Genomic DNA, 18,658 nt, shown 5'->3' with positions numbered 1-18,658 from the left:
CATTTCCCCCTATATTTAAATGATTATTGAATTAACATAACTTGCTTATCTTGTTTTTTCATACTACGTGTAAATGCTGTTACACCTGTTCTAGCAATTTCTTTCAAACCGTATGGACGAAGTAATTCAATTAACGCTTCTACTTTGTCTTGCGTACCTGTTACTTGCACAACTATGGAATCCTTCCCAACATCTATTACAGCGGCTCGAAACGGTTCAATTAAACTATATAATTCTGCCCTCGCTACAGAAGTTGCTACTTTAATAAGAGCAAGCTCTCTAGCAATCATCGCTTCTTCTGTAATATCTGATACTTTCAGTACGTCAATTTGTTTATGCAGTTGTTTAATTAACTGCTCCACTTGCTGTTCACTTTCAACGTGTACAACAATCGTCATTCGCGATATATCTGATGATTCTGTATGACCTACTGAAATACTTTCAATATTAAAATGTCTTCGTGTCATAACCCCTGTAATTCGGTTTAAAACACCACTTTGATTTCGAACTGTCGCTGTAACAATTCTCTTCACCCTTTTTCCACTCCCTCCATTTGGTGAACACCTTTTCCTGGCGCAACCATCGGCATAACCTTCTCTGATTGAAGTACACGACAATCAATTACGACTGGCTCTTGTAATTCAATAGCATGCTGGATTTGCTTCTTTGCAAGAAGTGGATCGTCAATACGAACACCTTTTATGCCATATGCATTCGCAAGAGCGACGAAATCTGGTTGGCATGGTAATAAAGAATGTGAATATCTTTGATTGTAAAATTCATCTTGCCACTGTCTTACCATTCCTAAAGCTTCATTATTTAAAATAAATACTTTAACGGGTAAAGCGTGTTCTTTTAATACACTTAATTCTTGTAGAGTCATTTGAAACCCAGCATCACCAACAATTGCAATAACTAATTCTTCAGGCTTTGCAATTTGCGCACCGATTGCTGCTGGAAATCCAAACCCCATCGTTCCTAATCCACCAGAAGTTACCCATTTATCTGGATTTTTCAGCGGATAATATTGGGCTGCCCACATTTGGTGTTGCCCAACGTCTGTTGTTACAATCGCTTCTCCCTTCGTAATTTCATATAACATATCAATTGCGTATTGGGGCTTAATACTTTCAGAATTTCTTTTATAAGAGAATGGATATTGTTCTTTTCTCCCCTTTAATAAAGTGATCCATTCATGATGATTTTCTTTTCCACCTTCTGGTTCAAGTAATACTTCCAATGCCCGCTTAGCACTTGCAACAATAGGAATTTCAGTTGGCACATTTTTCCCGATTTCTGCTGGATCGATATCGATATGCGCAACAGTAGCCCCTTTAGCAAAATAAGCTAAATTCCCTGTAAGCCGATCATCAAATCTCGCGCCTATATTAATGAGTAAGTCACATTCATATAACGCCATATTGGCTGTATAAGAACCATGCATTCCTCCCATCCCTAGAAATAGTTCATCATCTGGTGGAAAACCACCAAGACCAAGTAATGTATGCACAACAGGGATTTCATATTTACGAGCAAAATTTGTCAATTCTTTCGAAGCTTTCGCATGCAATATACCCGCTCCAGCTAAAATTAACGGTTTTTTTGCGGTTTCAATTACTTTGAGTAATTTGTTTATTTGAAGTAGATTCGGTTCATAATTAGGGTTATATCCCGGTAAATCCATTTGTACATTGCTACATTGCTCACCTTTCTCGACTACCATATCTTTCGGAAGGTCAATAACGACTGGTCCTGGTCTTCCAGTTTTAGCAATATGAAATGCTTCTTTAATAATTCGAGGTAAATCTGAGGCCTTTCGCACTTGATAGTTATGTTTTGTCACTGGCATCGTAAGTCCCATAATATCTGCCTCTTGAAAAGCATCGCTCCCAATTAACGTTGTTGCTACTTGGCCTGTAAATACTACAAGTGGCAATGAATCAATCATCGCATCAGCTAGACCCGTAATTACATTTGTAGCACCTGGCCCACTCGTTGCAATTACAACCCCTGGATGCCCTGTAATTCTGGCATACCCTTCAGCAGCGTGAATTGCCCCTTGCTCATGCCTTGTTAAAATATGCGGAATTTCACAATCATACAATGCATCATAGAGAGGTAAAACGGCACCACCCGGATAACCGAAAATCACTTCTACGCCTTCCTTTTCTAGCGCTTCTAACAATAGCTGTGCACCAGTTGCCAGTTTCTCTTCCGTTTTTGAAGACATTGTTCTTATAAGCCCCCTTTTTCAAACTTTTATACAATAAAAAAATCCTACGTCCACACTCCAGCTATGTGCTGAAGGGACGAAAGATTTCGCGGTACCACCCTTCTTCGCAAGAATACTCTTGCCTCAGTGATCCATAAATGGATCTAGCTAATAACGGAGCTACCGTCTAAGCCTAGACAAATGCTTTAGCTTAGCACTCAAGGGCGATGTTCGTCGACGTGAACCATCGGTTTTCAGCAACCACCGACTCTCTGTGAGGCTTCACAATCAACTACTCCTCCCTATCAACGCTTTCTTATGTTAAAAAAGTTGTTATCCAACTTTATTTTCTTCGTAAATTTTCTCTCCATCTTCTACAACTAACTTACGAAACTCTTTTAATAAACGGTTCGTATGTGGACCTGTTTGCCCTAAGCCAATCGTTCTACCATCTACTGTCGTAACAGCAATCACTTCAGCAGCTGTTCCTGTTAAAAACACTTCATCAGCTACATATACATCATGTCTTGTAAATAACTCTTCTCTTACGTCATACCCAAATTTTTCGCCGATTTCTAAAATGGCGTTTCGTGTAATACCTTCTAACGCTCCAGCAGAACTTGGTGGTGTAATTAATTTATTTCCTTTAACAATAAACACGTTATCTCCTGATCCTTCAGCTACATATCCTTGATCATTTAACATAAGTGCTTCTTGTACTCCAGCTAATTTCGCTTCAATACGAACTAAAATATTGTTTAAGTAATTTAAAGATTTTACTTGAGGGGATAAAACATCGGGACGATTTCGGCGCGTTGCAACTGTTACAACTGGAATCCCTTTCTCATAATATTCTTGTGGGAATAAAGATAATTGTTCTGCAATTACTACTACATTCGGCTTCTTACATGAATCGGGATCCAATCCAAGATTTCCTGCTCCTCTTGATACAACAAGGCGAATGTATCCATTAGATAATTTATTTTGTCGAATCGTCTCAACAACAATATTTGTTACTTCATCTAATGAATATGGAATTTCTAAAAGGATTGATTTTGCTGATTCATACAGCCGGACAAGATGCTCTCTCAAACGGAAAACATTACCGCTATAAACTCTAATTCCTTCAAACACTCCATCGCCATATAAATAGCCATGATCATATACTGAAACTTTTGCCTCATCTTTTGGAACAAATTCTCCATTTAAGAAAATCCATTGCTCATTCACTAGAAGCGCCTCCTATGTTCTATGAATTTTTTATTGTTTCCTAGTTTACTCTCCTTTCTAAATAAATCAAGTGAATTTTTAGAAAATTTATAATTTTTAATCGTACGTACTTCTTTGCTTATACTGATTTAACAACATTGTTAACGTTTACAAAAAGTCAAAAAATTTTTTTCGCCAATTTCCACTAAAAAAATATTTGTTTAAAAGAAGGATTTTCATCAATTGATACGAATCTATTGTATTCAATAAACGGACGTCCGATTTTATAAATCCGGGGATATATAACGACTTTTGCTGAAAAAGGGGGAAAATAACAAAAATAGCGCTGTCTAAAAATAACATTCATATTTTTCATTTCGTAATCATAATCCTATTTTTAAAAAACAATTTGTCAAAATAAAGGAGGAAATAAATATGGCGTGTGTACAAATTAAAGGAACGAGACAAGAGGTAGTAGAAATGCTGCAATTATTTGATCTAATGGATACGAAAGGTTTTTGTAAATTCGATAATTACGTAGAGGTAGAACCAAATACGAAAGAACATAATCATTTTATTGCTTCAATCGACATCCATTCAAATACTTCTTCAGCACAAGATACATTAAACGATCAATTCGTTAGTCAAATGCTTACTGGCGTATATAACGACTAAACAAAGATTTACTTCCTACCGTCTTTTCATAAATATATGCAGTGAACTTGAGCATACTAGCAATTAGATGGTAGGAGGTGATAATTATGGCTAGAATTGGCGTTGAAAACTCATTAACAGACGTTCAACAAGCTCTTCAACAACAAGGTCATGAAGTTGTTACACTTAACTCAGAACAGGATGCACAAGGGTGTGATTGTTGCGTTGTAACTGGGCAAGATTCTAATGTGATGGGCATTGCAGATACATCAATTAAAGGATCAGTCATTACAGCTCACGGTTTAACAACGGATGAAATTTGTCAACAAGTTGAAAGTCGCACTTAAAAAATGAAAGAGGACCCCTTTTAAAAGGAGTCCTCTTTTTTATATTCACCTAACGGGAAAGTAACATATACTGGATGAAAGCCCTACCTCTCTCTCATCATTACGGTTCCACTGACCGCTCCTTGATTCACTAGTATACATATATAGCTTACAAATACAATTTATAGGGTTTGTTCACAAAAGTTGTTGATAAAATTACCCGATCTTTCGCAAACTTTTCGTATTGCATTCATAAGAGATATTTACTTTACACTAGCTGTAACCGAGACACGAATTAAAATTCTAACACCAATACAATAACTTGTCAACTTTTTTCCGTAAATTAAAAACAGACATTAACGGTTTGTCTGTTTTAGAATGGAGCTTTTTCTTTTATTACATATACAACAAAGCCGCTAACTAACATAAATAAGCCAACTACTAAGTTTTTGATATTAATCATAAATTCCTCTCCCTTATTCCACACATCATATATATTTACATTTCAATTATTCCGATCATCCTAAAGCGCACTTTTTCTAATATATCATAATTCCTAAAAAATGCAAGTTCACTTTTGACGACCATTCACAAATTTATCTACAGTGCTTGGTACAGTATTTAAAGCCTTTTCAATTAAATGTGTACTGCTGTTGAGATGTAATACTTGTACCCCATTAGAACCAACTACTAAAAAAGCTACTGGACTAATGGAAACCCCAGCCCCGCTTCCTCCTCCAAATGGATGCCGTTGTTTGTTCTCTTTATGCTGATTTTGCCCACCGTTATGTTTTTCAGTGATGAAATCCCCTTTAAAATCACTTCCACCAGCTCCAAAACCAAAAGCCACTTGAGATACTGTTAATACTACATTTCCGTCAGCTGTTGAAACCGGGCTCCCAACAATTGTATTTACATCTACCATCTCTTTTAAATTTGTCATTGCCGTTTTCATTAAATTTTCAATTGGATGTTCCATTATGTATTGCACCCTTTCCTCATTATTCCTTTTTATATTTTCCAAAATAGAGGAAGTCATACTAACTTTTCCTATTTCAAAAAAACATTTTCCTTCTTTTAAAAGATACTACTCCCTGTACATGCTCCGGTATAGTGAAACTTTAATCAGTGGGATGTGTACGTAGCTCGACTCCCACAAATAGCGGGATAAAAAAGAAAAAGAGATACATACTACTATTGAACCTTGTTATGAAAGGAGTCATGACTTTGACTGAGAAATTTGATGATTATAAAAAAAGAGATAGAATAGATAGTGATTATAGTGACTATAAAGAAGAGTACGCCGCTGAGGTTGCACCACAACGCATTGATTATGATTACGATGATAAAGACGATAAAGATGTTGTAAAATCGTCCGCTGCTGGATCAACTGCTGGTTTTATCGCTCTTGCGCTATCTATCTTATCGCTATTTACATTTCCAACACTATTTGGTCTTGTTTCTGTTTTACTCGGTATTTACGCTTATAATCGCGGAGCTACTGTAACTGGCGGTATCGCTGCAGTTGTCGGTGGAATTGCTGCACTTATCGCAATTTTATTCCGAGTAGCACTTATTGGTCTATTGTTCTCCCTGTTCTAAAAAAGAAAAAGGTATCTCGCTTAACGCGGGATACCTTATCCTGTAAACACATCTTCCGATGGATATTTTATTTTTTGTTTTGCTGGTCGCGCTAAAGAGAACACAAGTGTTAATGGTCCAATTAATCCGCAGAACATAACAAACATAATAATACATTTTCCGAATGCCGATAGCTTTGCAGTAATTCCCATCGTTAATCCGACTGTGCCAAACGCTGATATTGTCTCAAATAATAATTGAATAAAGCTGAAGTTTTCTGTAAGCATTAATATGAATACCGCTGCTAAAATAAGTATTTGACTGGCAACAGCAATCGCTAAGGCCCTCGTTACTGTCGACATTTTAATTGTACGCTGAAATAAAACAATTTCCTCCTTTTTTCTAAAGAAAGAAAGGACAGATGTAATTAAGATAACAAACGTCGTTAATTTAATTCCTCCACCTGTTGATACACTTCCTGCACCAATAAACATTAAAATCATCGTAAATAATATAGATGATTCTTCCATACCTCCATAGTCAACCGTATTAAATCCAGCTGTCCGCGGAGTAATACCTTGAAAGAAGGAAGCCCATAGTTTTTCATTTAAAGATAAATTCCCTAACGTCTTCACATTATTATATTCCAATACAAAAATCACAATCATTGCTATAACATTTAGTACTACTGTTCCAATAATCATTATTTTTGAGTGAAGTGATAATTTTCGAAAACTGCGACTATACCATATATCAATTAATACGGTAAAACCGAGTCCACCAATTACAATTAAAGAGCAAATCCCAATATTAATAATGGGATCCCCTACATATCTTGTTAAATTATCTGGCCATAAAGCAAACCCTGCATTATTATAAGATGCAATTACATGAAAAATACTATAGTATAAACCTTTTCCAAAACCAAACTCTGGAATAAAGCGAAACGATAAAAAGATGACCCCAATAAGTTCAATACAAATCGAAAATATAAAGACACGCTTTACTAATTTTACAAGACCACCTATATTTGTTTGATTAAATGCTTCTCCAATTAATAAACGATGGCGTAATCCGATTTTTTTACCTAGTACCCAAACAATTAAAATGGCAATTGTCATAAGGCCTAGACCACCTGTTTGAATTAAAAACATAATAACAATTTCGCCAAACATCGTAAATGTACTTGCTGTATCCACTACTCCCAAACCAGTTACGGTCGCTGCTGACGTTGCTGTAAAGAAAGCATCTACCCAACTAATATGTACTTTCGTTGCGAATGGTAATTTTAATAACAAACCGCCAACCACAATTAAGCAGAAAAAGCCTAATGCTAATATTTGTGGTGGGTTTAATCGTATAAGACGATTATACAGCCCTTGTTTTTTTGTTACGTCCATATCACTAACTCCCTTATTAAAGTGAAACTTCCCCTCATACAATAAAAAGCTTTTTAAAAGCCCTTAAATAATTGGGACAAACCTTATATTCTCATAATATAGTTGAGCATAATCTTTTTTTTCATAGATTACAACTTTTATTTATATTCAGATTCCTTTTCGTTTTATGCTGGAAAACTCTATATCCTAATTCTATATTGCTAGCAATAACAATTTCATATGTACTATCTTTCAAATCCCCATATCTTTCACTCTATGTTCACATAGAGGTCACATCCACCTTTTATAGTATATGTATCGAAGCTGTTCCTCCCTAATTTATAAGACGTTCCCCAGTGTCTTTGAATAGCTTCCATCCCTAATTAAATTGACATAAATTGTCCCCTTCCATTGACCATCTTATAAATGATGGTCTTATTTTTTGTTTGCTTTATCTTTTATTCCGCTATTTGTGGGCAATAAACGCCCGATTGGTTAAGGCTAATAATCAACAGGGGATGAACAAAAAACACTCATTAAATTTTCATTTTATTTAAAACTCCCTCTCTCTTTCACTCTATATTCACACAGAGGTCACATCTATCTTTTATAGTATATGTATCGAAGTTGTTCCTCCCTAATTTATAAGACATTCCCCAGTGTCTTAAAGCAACTTCCATCCCTAATTAAATTGACATAAATTGTCCCCTTCCTTGACCATCTTATAAATGATGGTCTTATTTTTTTGTCTTTCTATCTTTTATTTAAAACTCCCTCTCTCTTTCACTCTATGTTCACACAGAGGTCACATCTACCTTTTATAGTATATGTATCGAAGTTGTTCCTCCCTAATTCATAAGACATTCCCCAGTGTCTTTGAACAGCTTCCATCCCTAATTAAATTGACATAAATTGTCCCCTTCCTTGACCATCTTATAAATGATGGTCTTATTTTTTTGTCTTTCTACCTTTTATTTAAAACTCCCTCTCTCTTTCACCCTATGTTCACATGAGAGTCACACCTACCTTTTATAGTATATGTATTGAAGTTGTTCCTCCCTAATTTATAAGACATTCCCCAGTGTCTTAAAGCAACTTCCATCCCTAATTAAATTGACATAAATTGTCCCCTTCCCTAGACCATCCTATGTGATGGTCTATTTTATTTTCCAAACACAAAATCAGTCTATCTACACCCAAAAACCAAAAAATTCAGAAAATATTGTTAAATTAGGGATTTTTTCGGTATAATTACTTTAGAAAGAAATTTCACAAAAACAAAAGGGGGGATTTTATTGAAACAAACAAAAGCAATCTTAATCGCATTATTTCTAGGTCTAGTTGTTGGACTCACTCTAAATTTAGCTGCTCCATCTATCTTTGAGCCACTAAATCAATATGTGTTCAACCCAATTGGTCAATTGTTTATTCGACTTATTAAAATGCTAGTTGTTCCTGTTGTGTTCATTTCTATCGTACTTGGTGCTGCCGGCCTTGGAGATCCGAAACAACTTGGAAGAATCGGTTTAAAATCAATTTCATTCTTTCTCGTAACAACTGCGGTTGCCATCTCTATAGCGGTTACATTTGCACTTATTATAAAACCAGGAGCTGGCGGTAATTTTAAAACAGAAGGTCTTAAGTATGAAGGTGCAAAAACTGAAACATCTTTCGTTGACACATTGCTAAATATCGTACCAGATAACCCAGCAAAAGCGATGGCTGACGGAAACATGTTACAAATCATTGCCTTTGCCGTATTGATTGGACTCGGTATAGCTATTTTAGGAAAACGAGTTCAAGGTATCCATTCATTACTTGAACAGGGCAACGAATTAATGATGTATCTTGTTAATCTCGTTATGAAATTAGCCCCAATTGGAACATTCGGTTTGCTCGCTTCATCCGTTGGTAAAATGGGGCTTGCAGGCGTCGCTGCGATGTTCAAGTATATGATTGTCGTTATGTTAGTACTCATTATTCACGGGGTCTTTGTATATGGTGGCTTATTAAAGGTATTAGCAAAAGAAAATATTGTTCGTTTCTTTAAACATTTCGGACCAGTAATGGCAATTGGATTTAGTACATCTAGCTCTAATGCATCGCTTCCATTTGCAATGAAAACAGCACAAGATAAGCTTGGCGTTCCAAAAGCGATAAGCTCATTTGTACAACCACTAGGGGCAACTATTAATATGGATGGTACTGCCATTATGCAAGGAGTAGCCACTGTATTTATCGCTCAAGTATACGGAGTTGAACTTACATTACCGCAATTAGCTATGGTCGTATTAACTGCTGTACTAGCTAGTATCGGTACTGCTGGTGTACCTGGTGTTGGACTTGTAATGCTTACAATGGTTTTAAATCAAGTAAATCTACCAGTAGAAGGTATCGCTTTAATTATCGGTATTGACCGTATTCTAGATATGTCTAGAACAGCTGTAAACATTTCTGGGGATGCAATTTGCGCAATGATTGTCGCAAAATCAGAAGAAAAATATAATACGGATCAATCGGCAGCATCGTAAATCAAAAAAGGAGTGAATTAATTCACTCCTTTTTTGATTTACTCCCTTTTTTAGAACGATATTCTTTCCCTTTATTATCATTACCAGTTTCAAATTCAGTGCTAAATTCCTGATTAAACTGGCCGGACTTTGGTGATCCTTGATTACCGCTCCCTTTACTACCGTTACGATTCGTCATATTTCTCCCTCCTTCCTTGTATTAGTAGTATGGCGCTCTATCTTTTTTCATACACATTTTATTTATTAACATCTATTACACACGAAAGAAGATCTCCCATATATAAGGAAGACCTTCTATTTTATCACGTAAGCGTTTTCTTGTTTATAATCACTTAAATAAGTTTTTTAGAAATTGAAATCATTACATTCATTTCATCTTCTGAAAGTGCAGAGAATCTTTCTTGTAAATATTGTTTTTTCGCATCTTCCATTTTCGCAACTAAATCTTTCCCTTGTTCTGTAATCTCTAAATACACAACTCGGCGATCTGATGTAGAACGTGAACGAGTTACAAAACCTTTATTAATTAATTTTTCTGTAACAGCTGTAATATGACTATTCGACACATTTAATTCATTTGCTACACGCGATACCATTTCTTTATTCGTACGATTTAATATTCTCAGAACGATGAATTCATTCCACGGTATGTAACCACCGAATATTTTTCCGATATCATTACGCAATGTGCGAAACATAGCAAACACATTTGTCGATAGTTCTTCCATTAATTGCTCTCGATTTTGAGACAACATTGACAGCTCCTTTTATTTCATTTAGTTAAATAAAAACCTTATTAATAATTTTACATGAAATCTTACTTTTTGTCATCTTATTTTCTCATAATTCGTAGTTTTTTAATATGTATTTCATGATAAAATGAAGTCAACTTCCAGAAAAAGGGGGATTTTAATGCGTGAGGAGGAGAGGTTCTCAAATCTCAGCCAAAAAGATAAAATAATTATTATTAGTATTATTGCTCTTTTTCTCATTATAGTTTTTGCATTTATATTTTTTGTATATGTAGGAATCTTTCAAATTACAGGTATAGCGTATAGTTCACGTACTGCTTTACTTCTCTTTTTTTTATTAATCACTTTCTTAGAAGGTATTACATTTTTTATTTTCAGTTTCTTCAAAGCGCTGCTATATCCATCGACTCAAAACATGCCAAATTGGATTTCTATCACTCTTTTCTCATTCATTGAAATTACACTAGATTGGTTCGTCATTCATACTGCTGATGATTGGATAGAAAATGTACAAATGTCCAACTTAGCTGAATTATGTGCCGTACTATTCTTTTTTCTATTAAATAAATTATTAAGTGACAAGAAAGAGTAAGAATACAAGCTTTTCTATATAAAAATTGGTACAATGAAAGCAAATCTTACTAAAGAGGTGTTAATTATGAACTTACAACAATGGGCTGATAAAGGTATGTCCTTTGATACATATGTGAATGAAATGAAAGTAAACCAATACGAGCTACTACACATTTACAATAACTTTTTAATTCCAAATGAATTACTTCCTGTATTAGAAGAACGTCAAAATGATGGCTGGCGTGTTATCGTATTAACTGCCGATTGGTGTGGCGATGCTCTTTTATGCGTACCTGTTATGAAACGAATTTCTGAAGTTGCAAATATTGACATGCGTTTATTAATTCGCGATGAAAACTTAGAATTAATGGATCAATATTTAACAAATGGAACAGCACGTGCGATTCCAATCTTTATTTTCATTGATAAAGATGGAAATGAACAAGCCGTCTTTGGACCACGCGCTCCAAAAGTACAAGAATTAGTAACTTCAATGCGCGCTACATTACCTGAAAAAGAAGATCCAACATTCGAAGAAAAACAAAAAGAAATGTATGCTAATTTCCGTGCTACATTAGCTGATGATACTTCTCTTTGGGAACATGTAATGGAAAACATGATAGAAAAATTAGTAAAATAAAAACCTGCCGAGCTCGGCAGGTTTTTATTTTACATAATGAAGAAATAGAATACCGCAGCTAAAATGAAACGATAATAAGCGAACGGTGTTAGTTTTACACGAGATAATAATTTCAAGAATGAAACAATTGCAAGCATCGCAACAACGAATGCAGTTACAAATCCTGTTACAAATAGCGTTATATCTGCTGAGCTTAATACATCCCAGCTTTTAATTAAATCTAAGCCACTTGCAGCTACCATCATCGGTACCGCTAAAATGAACGTATATTCAGCTGCCGCTGTATGCGACACGCGAGCTAATAAACCACCACTTATTGTAGAACCAGAACGAGAAAATCCTGGCCAAAGAGCTAAACATTGGAACATTCCAATTGTAAATGCCTGTTTATATGTGATTTCATCTAACGTTCTTGCTGTACTTGGTTTCGAAAACTTCTCAGCAACAATCATTAAAATACCACCGGCTACTAAGCTAATAACAACTGGTCCTGGACCAAATAAAACCTCTTTAATAGTGCTATGGAATAATACGCCAAGTACCCCGGCAGGAATCATCCCGATAATAATATGTAATAAATTTAACGATGGTCCGTCTGTTACTTTACCTATTCCAACTAACGACCATAGACGTTTCCAAAATATAACAACAACTGCTAAAATCGATCCCAATTGGATAACAACTTCAAAAACTTTCGCTCTCTCATCGTCAAATCCAATTAAATGTCCTGTTAAAATCATATGTCCTGTTGATGATACTGGTAGAAACTCTGTTAACCCTTCAACAGCACCCATGATTAAACCAATTAACCAATCAGCCACAAGTAGTGCCTCCTTAATAACAAATAATATGTAATTTTTTCACACCTTATCATAATACCTTATCCCTTTTCAAAGTGCATCCTTTTTTTATTGGTTTCATATGTTGTAGGCGCGTATTTCTTTTCTAATCTTTGATTAAATTGTATGATAGTAAGAGTTTGTTTTTTTATACGGAAAGGGGATTTTATGAAAGAAACTACTTCATTCTCACAAAAGTTAAAGCAATTTGTATTACTATTTTTTCCGATTTTCGTAACGCAAATGTCATTATTTGCGATGAGTTTTTTTGATACAACAATGTCAGGACATGCAAGCCCAACTGATTTAGCAGGTGTCGCAATTGGAACAAGTATATGGATTCCAGTTAGTACTGGGTTAACAGGGATTTTAATGGCCACGACTCCCATTGTTGCCCAGCTCGTTGGATCCAAGAAAAAAGAGGACGTTCCTCACGTTGTCATACAAGCAGTTTATTTAGCAATTTGTGCTAGCTTCGTTGTTATCCTCATCGGTTTCTTCGTCGTTTCACCTATTTTAAACGGCATGCGCTTAGAAGAACCTGTGGAACGTATTGCAGCTCAATTTTTAAGTATTATCGCAATAGGAATTATACCTTTATTCACTTACACGGTTTTACGTGGATTTATTGATGCATTAGGAAAAACTCGAACAACGATGATTATTACATTACTATCATTACCAATTAACGTAATATTAAATTACTTATTAATCTTTGGTAACTTCGGTTTCCCAAAACTTGGTGGTGTCGGAGCGGCAATTGCTTCCACTGCAACATATTGGTGCATTTTAATTATTACAGTCATTATTATTCAGACGAAAGAGCCTTTTGCCTCTTTCAACATTTTCAAACAATTATACCGCCCTTCTCTTTCGAGTTGGACAGCATTCTTAAAGCTTGGCGTCCCTATCGGATTTGCTATCTTTTTTGAAACGAGTATTTTCGCTGCGGTAACGCTTATGATGAGTAATTTTAGTACGACAACTATTGCAGCTCACCAAGCAGCTATGAACTTTGCTTCCTTGTTATATATGACTCCGCTAAGTTTAGCAATGGCAATGACTATTGCGGTCGGATTCGAAGTTGGTGCAAAACGTTTCGATAATGCAAAACAATACGGACTGATTGGAATTGGATTAGCCCTTGCCTTTGCTTTATTATATTCGATTCTTCTCTACTTCTTTGATGATCAAATTGCTTCTATTTATACGACAGATGCAAAAGTTCATCATTTAGCAAAAGAATTTCTTATCTTTGCGATTTTATTTCAAATTTCAGATGCAATTGCAACCCCTGTACAAGGAGCTCTGCGTGGTTATAAAGATGTAAATGTCGCTCTAATTATGACTTTAATTGCTTATTGGATAATAGGTCTACCACTAGGTTATATATTAGCAACGTATACAGAATGGGCCGCAAAAGGCTATTGGATCGGTCTTATTATCGGTCTAGCATTTGGCGCTGCCTTCCTACTTATCCGTCTCTTTCAAGTACAACGAAAATATACAACACAAAACAGCCGCTAATAATAAAGCGGCTGTTTTCTTTATGCATATTTTTTCTTGTAACGTATAATATAATGAACAAGAAAGGTGGGTACATATGGACGACAAAGAAAAAAAGCAATCATTCGATGAAGAATTTGCCCCTGAAATTTCACCTGGATATCGGCAAGATGTACATAAGCCACCTAAATATAAAAACACTTCGTTTTTAATGGGCATTACCATTTTCGCTGCTGTATTACTCATACTTATCATTTTCGTTTATTTTTGATGAAAGGTGGCCTATTATATGAAGAAACAAGATTCCAATCGTTCAAAAAGAACTGTTAAAACACAAAAAGGATATGCAGGGGATTCTGTTCATACCCTTAAACAAGTCGAGCAAGGAAATTTATATATTGCTCAAAAAGAACTTGGTCAACAAAATGAAAATCTTTAAAGGCCCTTTATTCCTTGAGGGCCTTTTTATTCCGCATTAAGTAGTACACACCCCAAAATGTTCTATTGAGCAATGAATTTCCTTTATTGTACGCGCTGCTTTTGTTCTAGCACCATAAATATATTATTAACCTTTACAATTTTCACTTCATAATTCAATTTCATTTCGCTTCTCTTACCATTTTCAGTACCCGCAACGTACGCTACAGCTTGATAAAGAAAACTCTCATCGGTCTCTTCACGTATCTCCTCGTTTGTAAATTTATACTCTAAATCTCGAAAACGATTTGGATAATAATTTCCCATTAATTGTTCATACCCTCTATTTAAAAATAGTTCTTCACCTTTTCGTTTCACATCTTCTTTATTAGTAGACCCAAACACTGATAGTTGCTCGGTCACAAAATGCTCTCCTACCTTTTTCATTTCATTATGAGTTAAATTTTCTATACTTTTGTTCTTTAACTCCTTATTTAACTCGTACTGATCAATCGGTTTAAAGGTAGCAAAAACCTCCTCTTTATATGACCATAACAATATAAAAGCGATACATAGAGAACTGATTAACAGTCTTTTTTTCGTAATACTCCCGCCCTTCTTCATAATGATAGCTATATTTTAACATATAGAAAGAAAATTCTGATATCGTAAAGTGGAATAACTTAACTTAGAAACGAGGAACTTGAATTCATATCGGGTACAGAACAACTGAAAATAATACTGCAGGGATGAGATTACATTCTCTCCCTATATACTCTCTCCTCATACAACATTAATTTTTTATCCATTTCAACAATGACTTTATACAGTTGAAATGCTTGTAAAATTTGCAGTTGAATTTCAAAAGGAGCATTCTGTTCTTTTAACCACTGAAATACTTTCGTTTCATCTTTCATTGATTATTCCTCCCTTTATTAAAATCTGCTACAAATATACGGTAAATGATGAAAAGCTTTTCATGTCAACAACAAAAAAGGATGCAAAGTTGCATCCTTTAATGTACGATATTTTTCTTCTGCTCCGCTTCTTTCTTTACTTCTTCCCCTTGGCATTCACTACGAAATGCACAACTTATACACTCAGAACGAAAATGACGCTCTGTATAATGCTCGGGTTGTTGCAACATTTCTTTCATTCTAGATAAATCAGCCATTCCAGTTATAATATCTTCCTGTTTTGGAATGTACTCATACTTAGTTCCTTCTATTAAATTAATAACTTCAATCTTTCCTGGAAGAACGCCGAAAGCTTTATAACTGAATACTGTCATTAGCTTCTGACAAAGAGCAAGCATTTCCTCATCCGCATCGACGACATACTTTTTAATTACAAACGACCCAGCACTCCACTCACCAACTTCAAATGTCAATGACATGTGGACACCTAACTCTTCCATATATGTTTGAAACTTCTCGTATAAAAACAATGGTGGTGTCTGACTATCATCCTTTTCAACAAACTGTAATAAGTGATCCGTTAGCTTAGCTAATACAATATAGTACTCCGTCTTCGAAGTAAACATATTAATCCTTACTTTTTTCCAATACTTTTCTATTAATATTAAAAGTACAATTTTCGTTTGTTGACCCGCAGGTAGCGTGTAATACTCGTTAATAATTTGATTGACAATCATTTGTGCTATTTGTTGCCATTCAAATGAAGAAGGTTCTCTTCTTTTTATATGACGAAAATAAAATTTATGCGGACAACGCATAAAATCATACAAATGATAATCTGTCATTGTTTTGATTGAGATTTTCTCATGCACTTGCTCTTCATCTCCCTTCTGCCATTAAGAAAGGTGTTTTACAAATTCAGCTCCAAACTGTAAACATTTTTCTACATCTTCATCTTCTGGCGTTAATTCTACTTTTAGTCCTTCTAACACAACTGCTGCCCCGCGCTCTTGTAGCTTTTCTATTAAAATGTCAACTGCCACTCCGTATTTCGGATAAGCCGAATCACATGATCCGAATACTGCCGCTTTTTTCCCAGTTAAATCAATAGAATCCATTGCATCATAAAAATCTAAGAAATCATCAGGAAGATCACCATCTCCCCAAGTGTATGCACCTAAAATAATTCCATCATACTGTTCTAATATAGAAGCTTCTGGTGAATCCATAATATCAATAACTTCAATTTCATTTTCTGTTTCACGAATTACGCCGGCAATGTGGTCAGCCATTTCCTCGGTATTTCCACTCATACTTGCAAAAATCATTACTAACTTACTCAACTGAACCTCTCCCTTTACTTTGTATCTCTTTTTCTGTTTGAATGCTCTTCTTCTCATCTACATATTCAGACCGAATTACATTTCTTTTCCATTCCATATGCTGATCAACATCTTTATCTTTATTTTTATCTTTTAATCCCCTCCGCAGAAGGTGAAAATTTTTTCTCATTAACATGTCGCATCCATCCTATTGATAATAATTATCAATTTCAACTACATTTAGATTAATTGACATTGATTATCAATGTCAACAACTATTTTTAAAAAAATGATTAAAATGTACAAGCTTGTCCGTTAGCTATTCATATACTATGAATGAGCATAGTTCTTTCTCAGCCCTCTCTGACGGAAAGAAATAAAAGCAACTGCAATAGAGTGCAGTTGCCTTTTTTTGTTTTTCTATGATTTTAGTAATCTTATAGTCGTCTCTAAAAATAGCTCCACTCCACAAATTAATGCTGATTCATCCACATCAAATTTCGGATGATGATGTGGATAACAAGTATATATATTTTCATTACCTGTTCCTAATTTAATGAAACAACCGGGTGCTTTTCTTAAATATGCTGAAAAATCTTCCCCACCCATAGAAGGTTCAAGCTTCACAACACGCTCATTCCCAAACAAATGTAGTGCACTTTCTTCTACTATTTTCGTAATATATTCATCATTAATAACCGGATCATATCCATATCGATACGTATATGTATACGATCCTCCATGTGCTTCTGTAATTCCTTTCACAATTTTCTCGATTTTCCCTTCTGCTTCCACCCTCAATGCTTGATTAAATGAACGAACGGTTCCCATTAAAGTTGCTGTACTAGGAATAATATTGTCAGCCGTTCCCCCATGAAATTGTGTAACTGAAATAACCCTTTGCATAAAAGCACTCGTATTTCTTGATACGATATGTTGTAAATTTGTAATAATCTGTGCTCCGATAGCAATAGGGTCTATCGTTTCTTCTGGCCGCGCCGCATGTCCTCCTTTGCCTTGAATTTCAACTGTAAATACGTCTGGTGCCGCCATCATCGGCCCATACGCAATTCCTACCTTTCCGCTTTCTAATCCAGACATAACATGTAAACCTATTACATAATCAACACCGTCCATTACACCTGCCTCAACCATTTCTTGTCCCCCGCCAGGATACACCTCTTCTGCGTGCTGAAAGAATAGACGAATCTCACCTGCAAAATCTTCCTTTATATTTGATAGCACCTCTGCTGTGCTTAATAAAATAGCTGCGTGAGCATCATGCCCACATGCATGCATCATTCCTTTATTCACAGATGTATAAGATTTACTTGTCTCCTCTTGAATTGGCAAAGCATCTATATCAGCTCGAATCGCAATTACTTTCCCTTGCTTCACACCTCTTTTAATTGCTAGTACACTATACTTCGTCGGTCTCGTTACTTCAAAAGAAGAAAATGAGCATAATGTATCATATATAAATTGCGAAGTTTCTTTTTCATGAAATGATAATTCCGGATACTTATGGAAGTGCCTTCTCCATTTCACGATATTTTCTTCCGAAATTAGATTCTTCCACACTCTATTCATGATAATTTCCTCCTTTTCAAAAGAACTAGAAATTTAAAAGTTTACTCCGTCTTGAATGATTAATAAAAACAAATACTGTATTTTTACGTATTCTTATAGTCCACTTTTATGTATTCACACAATCCACTTTCTATTTACATGTCAAACCCATTACAAATTCATACTGAATGTAATATAATTGCTAAGTTAGGGATTTTCTTTTTTAGTATT

24 protein-coding genes and 1 other annotated feature are annotated in these 18,658 nt (G+C 35.2%); of the genes, 9 read left to right on the top strand and 15 right to left on the bottom strand.

Annotation, left to right across the window (positions count from 1 at the left end; translation table 11 throughout):
• Positions 1–23: 23 nt before the first annotated feature.
• The 3 genes from ilvN to ilvE form a co-directional block, all read right to left on the bottom strand.
• Positions 24–533 (bottom strand): acetolactate synthase small subunit, encoded by a 510-nt coding sequence (ilvN, locus tag NST27_RS07030; protein WP_000822952.1) that lies wholly within the window; start codon positions 531–533, stop codon positions 24–26.
• Positions 530–2,230 (bottom strand): acetolactate synthase large subunit, encoded by a 1,701-nt coding sequence (gene ilvB, locus NST27_RS07025; RefSeq protein WP_000095832.1) that lies wholly within the window; start codon positions 2,228–2,230, stop codon positions 530–532. Before ilvB ends, ilvN begins: the two co-directional genes overlap by 4 nt.
• A 72-nt stretch (positions 2,231–2,302) precedes the next feature.
• Positions 2,303–2,530 (bottom strand) — a binding site (T-box leader).
• A 15-nt stretch (positions 2,531–2,545) separates the two neighbouring features.
• Positions 2,546–3,442, bottom strand: coding sequence for a branched-chain-amino-acid transaminase (ilvE, locus tag NST27_RS07020; RefSeq protein WP_001005483.1), 897 nt, complete (start codon positions 3,440–3,442; stop codon positions 2,546–2,548).
• A gap of 414 nt (positions 3,443–3,856) precedes the next feature.
• Between ilvE and NST27_RS07015 the strand changes: the two genes are divergently transcribed.
• Positions 3,857–4,096: a DUF3911 family protein gene (locus tag NST27_RS07015; RefSeq protein ID WP_000752512.1), complete on the top strand. Its 240-nt coding sequence runs from the start codon at positions 3,857–3,859 to the stop codon at positions 4,094–4,096.
• 86 nt (positions 4,097–4,182) lie between these two features.
• Entirely contained in the window at positions 4,183–4,422 is a 240-nt protein-coding gene (locus tag NST27_RS07010) for a YkuS family protein (protein WP_000101022.1), read from the top strand.
• Positions 4,423–4,774: 352 nt separating this feature from the next.
• Here NST27_RS07010 and NST27_RS07005 read toward each other — a convergent pair whose 3' ends face one another.
• Entirely contained in the window at positions 4,775–4,864 is a 90-nt protein-coding gene (locus NST27_RS07005; protein WP_000608227.1) for a hypothetical protein, read from the bottom strand.
• A gap of 108 nt (positions 4,865–4,972) precedes the next feature.
• Positions 4,973–5,440: a GerW family sporulation protein gene (ytfJ, locus tag NST27_RS07000; RefSeq protein WP_001986234.1), complete on the bottom strand. Its 468-nt coding sequence runs from the start codon at positions 5,438–5,440 to the stop codon at positions 4,973–4,975.
• 188 nt (positions 5,441–5,628) lie between these two features.
• Between ytfJ and NST27_RS06995 the strand changes: the two genes are divergently transcribed.
• Positions 5,629–6,003, top strand: coding sequence for a hypothetical protein (locus NST27_RS06995; protein WP_000136535.1), 375 nt, complete (start codon positions 5,629–5,631; stop codon positions 6,001–6,003).
• Between the two features lie 35 nt (positions 6,004–6,038).
• On the opposite strand, the gene NST27_RS06990 is transcribed toward NST27_RS06995, so the two are convergent.
• Positions 6,039–7,382: a TrkH family potassium uptake protein gene (locus NST27_RS06990; RefSeq protein ID WP_000383526.1), complete on the bottom strand. Its 1,344-nt coding sequence runs from the start codon at positions 7,380–7,382 to the stop codon at positions 6,039–6,041.
• A gap of 1,274 nt (positions 7,383–8,656) precedes the next feature.
• Between NST27_RS06990 and NST27_RS06985 the strand changes: the two genes are divergently transcribed.
• The gene (locus NST27_RS06985) at positions 8,657–9,892 is read left to right on the top strand and encodes a dicarboxylate/amino acid:cation symporter (protein WP_000814808.1); all 1,236 of its coding nucleotides are present in this window, start codon (positions 8,657–8,659) and stop codon (positions 9,890–9,892) included.
• A gap of 22 nt (positions 9,893–9,914) precedes the next feature.
• On the opposite strand, the gene NST27_RS06980 is transcribed toward NST27_RS06985, so the two are convergent.
• Together NST27_RS06980 and NST27_RS06975 are read right to left on the bottom strand one after the other, a co-directional pair.
• Complete coding sequence (locus tag NST27_RS06980) at positions 9,915–10,070, bottom strand: hypothetical protein (protein WP_000184928.1); 156 nt, start codon at positions 10,068–10,070, stop codon at positions 9,915–9,917.
• A gap of 154 nt (positions 10,071–10,224) precedes the next feature.
• Positions 10,225–10,644: a MarR family winged helix-turn-helix transcriptional regulator gene (locus tag NST27_RS06975; RefSeq protein ID WP_000081432.1), complete on the bottom strand. Its 420-nt coding sequence runs from the start codon at positions 10,642–10,644 to the stop codon at positions 10,225–10,227.
• 160 nt (positions 10,645–10,804) lie between these two features.
• On the opposite strand from NST27_RS06975, the gene NST27_RS06970 reads away from it, so the two are divergent.
• A complete protein-coding gene (locus NST27_RS06970; protein WP_001206404.1) occupies positions 10,805–11,236 on the top strand; it encodes a regulatory YrvL family protein in 432 nt (143 codons plus the stop codon).
• A gap of 33 nt (positions 11,237–11,269) precedes the next feature.
• Positions 11,270–11,857, top strand: coding sequence for a thioredoxin family protein (locus tag NST27_RS06965; RefSeq protein WP_002004705.1), 588 nt, complete (start codon positions 11,270–11,272; stop codon positions 11,855–11,857).
• A 29-nt stretch (positions 11,858–11,886) separates the two neighbouring features.
• On the opposite strand, the gene uppP is transcribed toward NST27_RS06965, so the two are convergent.
• Positions 11,887–12,678 carry a bacitracin resistance undecaprenyl-diphosphatase gene (gene uppP / locus NST27_RS06960; protein ID WP_000796256.1) on the bottom strand — a complete coding sequence of 264 codons (792 nt, stop codon included), beginning with the start codon at positions 12,676–12,678 and terminating at the stop codon, positions 11,887–11,889.
• 186 nt (positions 12,679–12,864) lie between these two features.
• On the opposite strand from uppP, the gene NST27_RS06955 reads away from it, so the two are divergent.
• The 3 genes from NST27_RS06955 (at position 12,865) to NST27_RS06945 (ending at position 14,641) form a co-directional block, all read left to right on the top strand.
• Positions 12,865–14,223: an MATE family efflux transporter gene (locus tag NST27_RS06955; protein ID WP_000665550.1), complete on the top strand. Its 1,359-nt coding sequence runs from the start codon at positions 12,865–12,867 to the stop codon at positions 14,221–14,223.
• Positions 14,224–14,299: 76 nt separating this feature from the next.
• On the top strand, positions 14,300–14,473 hold the full coding sequence (locus NST27_RS06950; RefSeq protein WP_000341062.1) for a hypothetical protein: 174 nt from the start codon (positions 14,300–14,302) through the stop codon (positions 14,471–14,473).
• A gap of 18 nt (positions 14,474–14,491) precedes the next feature.
• Positions 14,492–14,641 carry a hypothetical protein gene (locus NST27_RS06945; protein ID WP_000743742.1) on the top strand — a complete coding sequence of 50 codons (150 nt, stop codon included), beginning with the start codon at positions 14,492–14,494 and terminating at the stop codon, positions 14,639–14,641.
• A gap of 83 nt (positions 14,642–14,724) precedes the next feature.
• On the opposite strand, the gene NST27_RS06940 is transcribed toward NST27_RS06945, so the two are convergent.
• The 6 genes from NST27_RS06940 to amaA form a co-directional block, all read right to left on the bottom strand.
• Positions 14,725–15,243 (bottom strand): hypothetical protein, encoded by a 519-nt coding sequence (locus tag NST27_RS06940; protein ID WP_000715262.1) that lies wholly within the window; start codon positions 15,241–15,243, stop codon positions 14,725–14,727.
• 131 nt (positions 15,244–15,374) lie between these two features.
• Positions 15,375–15,536 (bottom strand): hypothetical protein, encoded by a 162-nt coding sequence (locus NST27_RS06935; RefSeq protein ID WP_000651084.1) that lies wholly within the window; start codon positions 15,534–15,536, stop codon positions 15,375–15,377.
• Between the two features lie 98 nt (positions 15,537–15,634).
• Positions 15,635–16,408, bottom strand: a complete 774-nt coding sequence (locus tag NST27_RS06930) for a hypothetical protein (RefSeq protein WP_000544582.1) — start codon at positions 16,406–16,408, stop codon at positions 15,635–15,637.
• A 24-nt stretch (positions 16,409–16,432) separates the two neighbouring features.
• Positions 16,433–16,879 carry a flavodoxin gene (locus tag NST27_RS06925; protein WP_000041153.1) on the bottom strand — a complete coding sequence of 149 codons (447 nt, stop codon included), beginning with the start codon at positions 16,877–16,879 and terminating at the stop codon, positions 16,433–16,435.
• Positions 16,872–17,054, bottom strand: a complete 183-nt coding sequence (locus NST27_RS06920; protein WP_047385784.1) for a hypothetical protein — start codon at positions 17,052–17,054, stop codon at positions 16,872–16,874. The genes NST27_RS06925 and NST27_RS06920 overlap by 8 nt, the downstream gene beginning before the upstream one ends.
• 224 nt (positions 17,055–17,278) lie before the next feature.
• Positions 17,279–18,448, bottom strand: a complete 1,170-nt coding sequence (gene amaA, locus NST27_RS06915) for an N-acyl-aliphatic-L-amino acid amidohydrolase (RefSeq protein ID WP_001082785.1) — start codon at positions 18,446–18,448, stop codon at positions 17,279–17,281.
• Positions 18,449–18,658: the final 210 nt, after the last annotated feature.

It is taken from the genome of Bacillus sp. FSL W8-0770, from assembly GCF_038008705.1.
GTDB lineage: Bacteria > Bacillota > Bacilli > Bacillales > Bacillaceae_G > Bacillus_A > Bacillus_A cereus.
The sequence above is the reverse complement of the archived record's forward strand: the minus strand, read 5'-3'. Positions and strand labels throughout refer to the sequence as shown.

Coding starts and splice junctions, on each gene's coding strand:
- ilvB (WP_000095832.1), bottom strand. CDS start 2,230: ATGTCTTCAAAAACGGAAGAGAAACTGGCAACTGGTGCACAGCTATTG.
- NST27_RS07015 (WP_000752512.1), top strand. CDS start 3,857: ATGGCGTGTGTACAAATTAAAGGAACGAGACAAGAGGTAGTAGAAATG.
- NST27_RS07010 (WP_000101022.1), top strand. CDS start 4,183: ATGGCTAGAATTGGCGTTGAAAACTCATTAACAGACGTTCAACAAGCT.
- NST27_RS07005 (WP_000608227.1), bottom strand. CDS start 4,864: ATGATTAATATCAAAAACTTAGTAGTTGGCTTATTTATGTTAGTTAGC.
- ytfJ (WP_001986234.1), bottom strand. CDS start 5,440: ATGACTTCCTCTATTTTGGAAAATATAAAAAGGAATAATGAGGAAAGG.
- NST27_RS06990 (WP_000383526.1), bottom strand. CDS start 7,382: ATGGACGTAACAAAAAAACAAGGGCTGTATAATCGTCTTATACGATTA.
- NST27_RS06980 (WP_000184928.1), bottom strand. CDS start 10,070: ATGACGAATCGTAACGGTAGTAAAGGGAGCGGTAATCAAGGATCACCA.
- NST27_RS06970 (WP_001206404.1), top strand. CDS start 10,805: ATGCGTGAGGAGGAGAGGTTCTCAAATCTCAGCCAAAAAGATAAAATA.
- NST27_RS06965 (WP_002004705.1), top strand. CDS start 11,270: ATGAAAGCAAATCTTACTAAAGAGGTGTTAATTATGAACTTACAACAA.
- NST27_RS06955 (WP_000665550.1), top strand. CDS start 12,865: ATGAAAGAAACTACTTCATTCTCACAAAAGTTAAAGCAATTTGTATTA.
- NST27_RS06950 (WP_000341062.1), top strand. CDS start 14,300: ATGGACGACAAAGAAAAAAAGCAATCATTCGATGAAGAATTTGCCCCT.
- NST27_RS06945 (WP_000743742.1), top strand. CDS start 14,492: ATGAAGAAACAAGATTCCAATCGTTCAAAAAGAACTGTTAAAACACAA.
- NST27_RS06940 (WP_000715262.1), bottom strand. CDS start 15,243: ATGAAGAAGGGCGGGAGTATTACGAAAAAAAGACTGTTAATCAGTTCT.
- NST27_RS06935 (WP_000651084.1), bottom strand. CDS start 15,536: ATGAAAGATGAAACGAAAGTATTTCAGTGGTTAAAAGAACAGAATGCT.
- NST27_RS06920 (WP_047385784.1), bottom strand. CDS start 17,054: ATGTTAATGAGAAAAAATTTTCACCTTCTGCGGAGGGGATTAAAAGAT.
- amaA (WP_001082785.1), bottom strand. CDS start 18,448: ATGAATAGAGTGTGGAAGAATCTAATTTCGGAAGAAAATATCGTGAAA.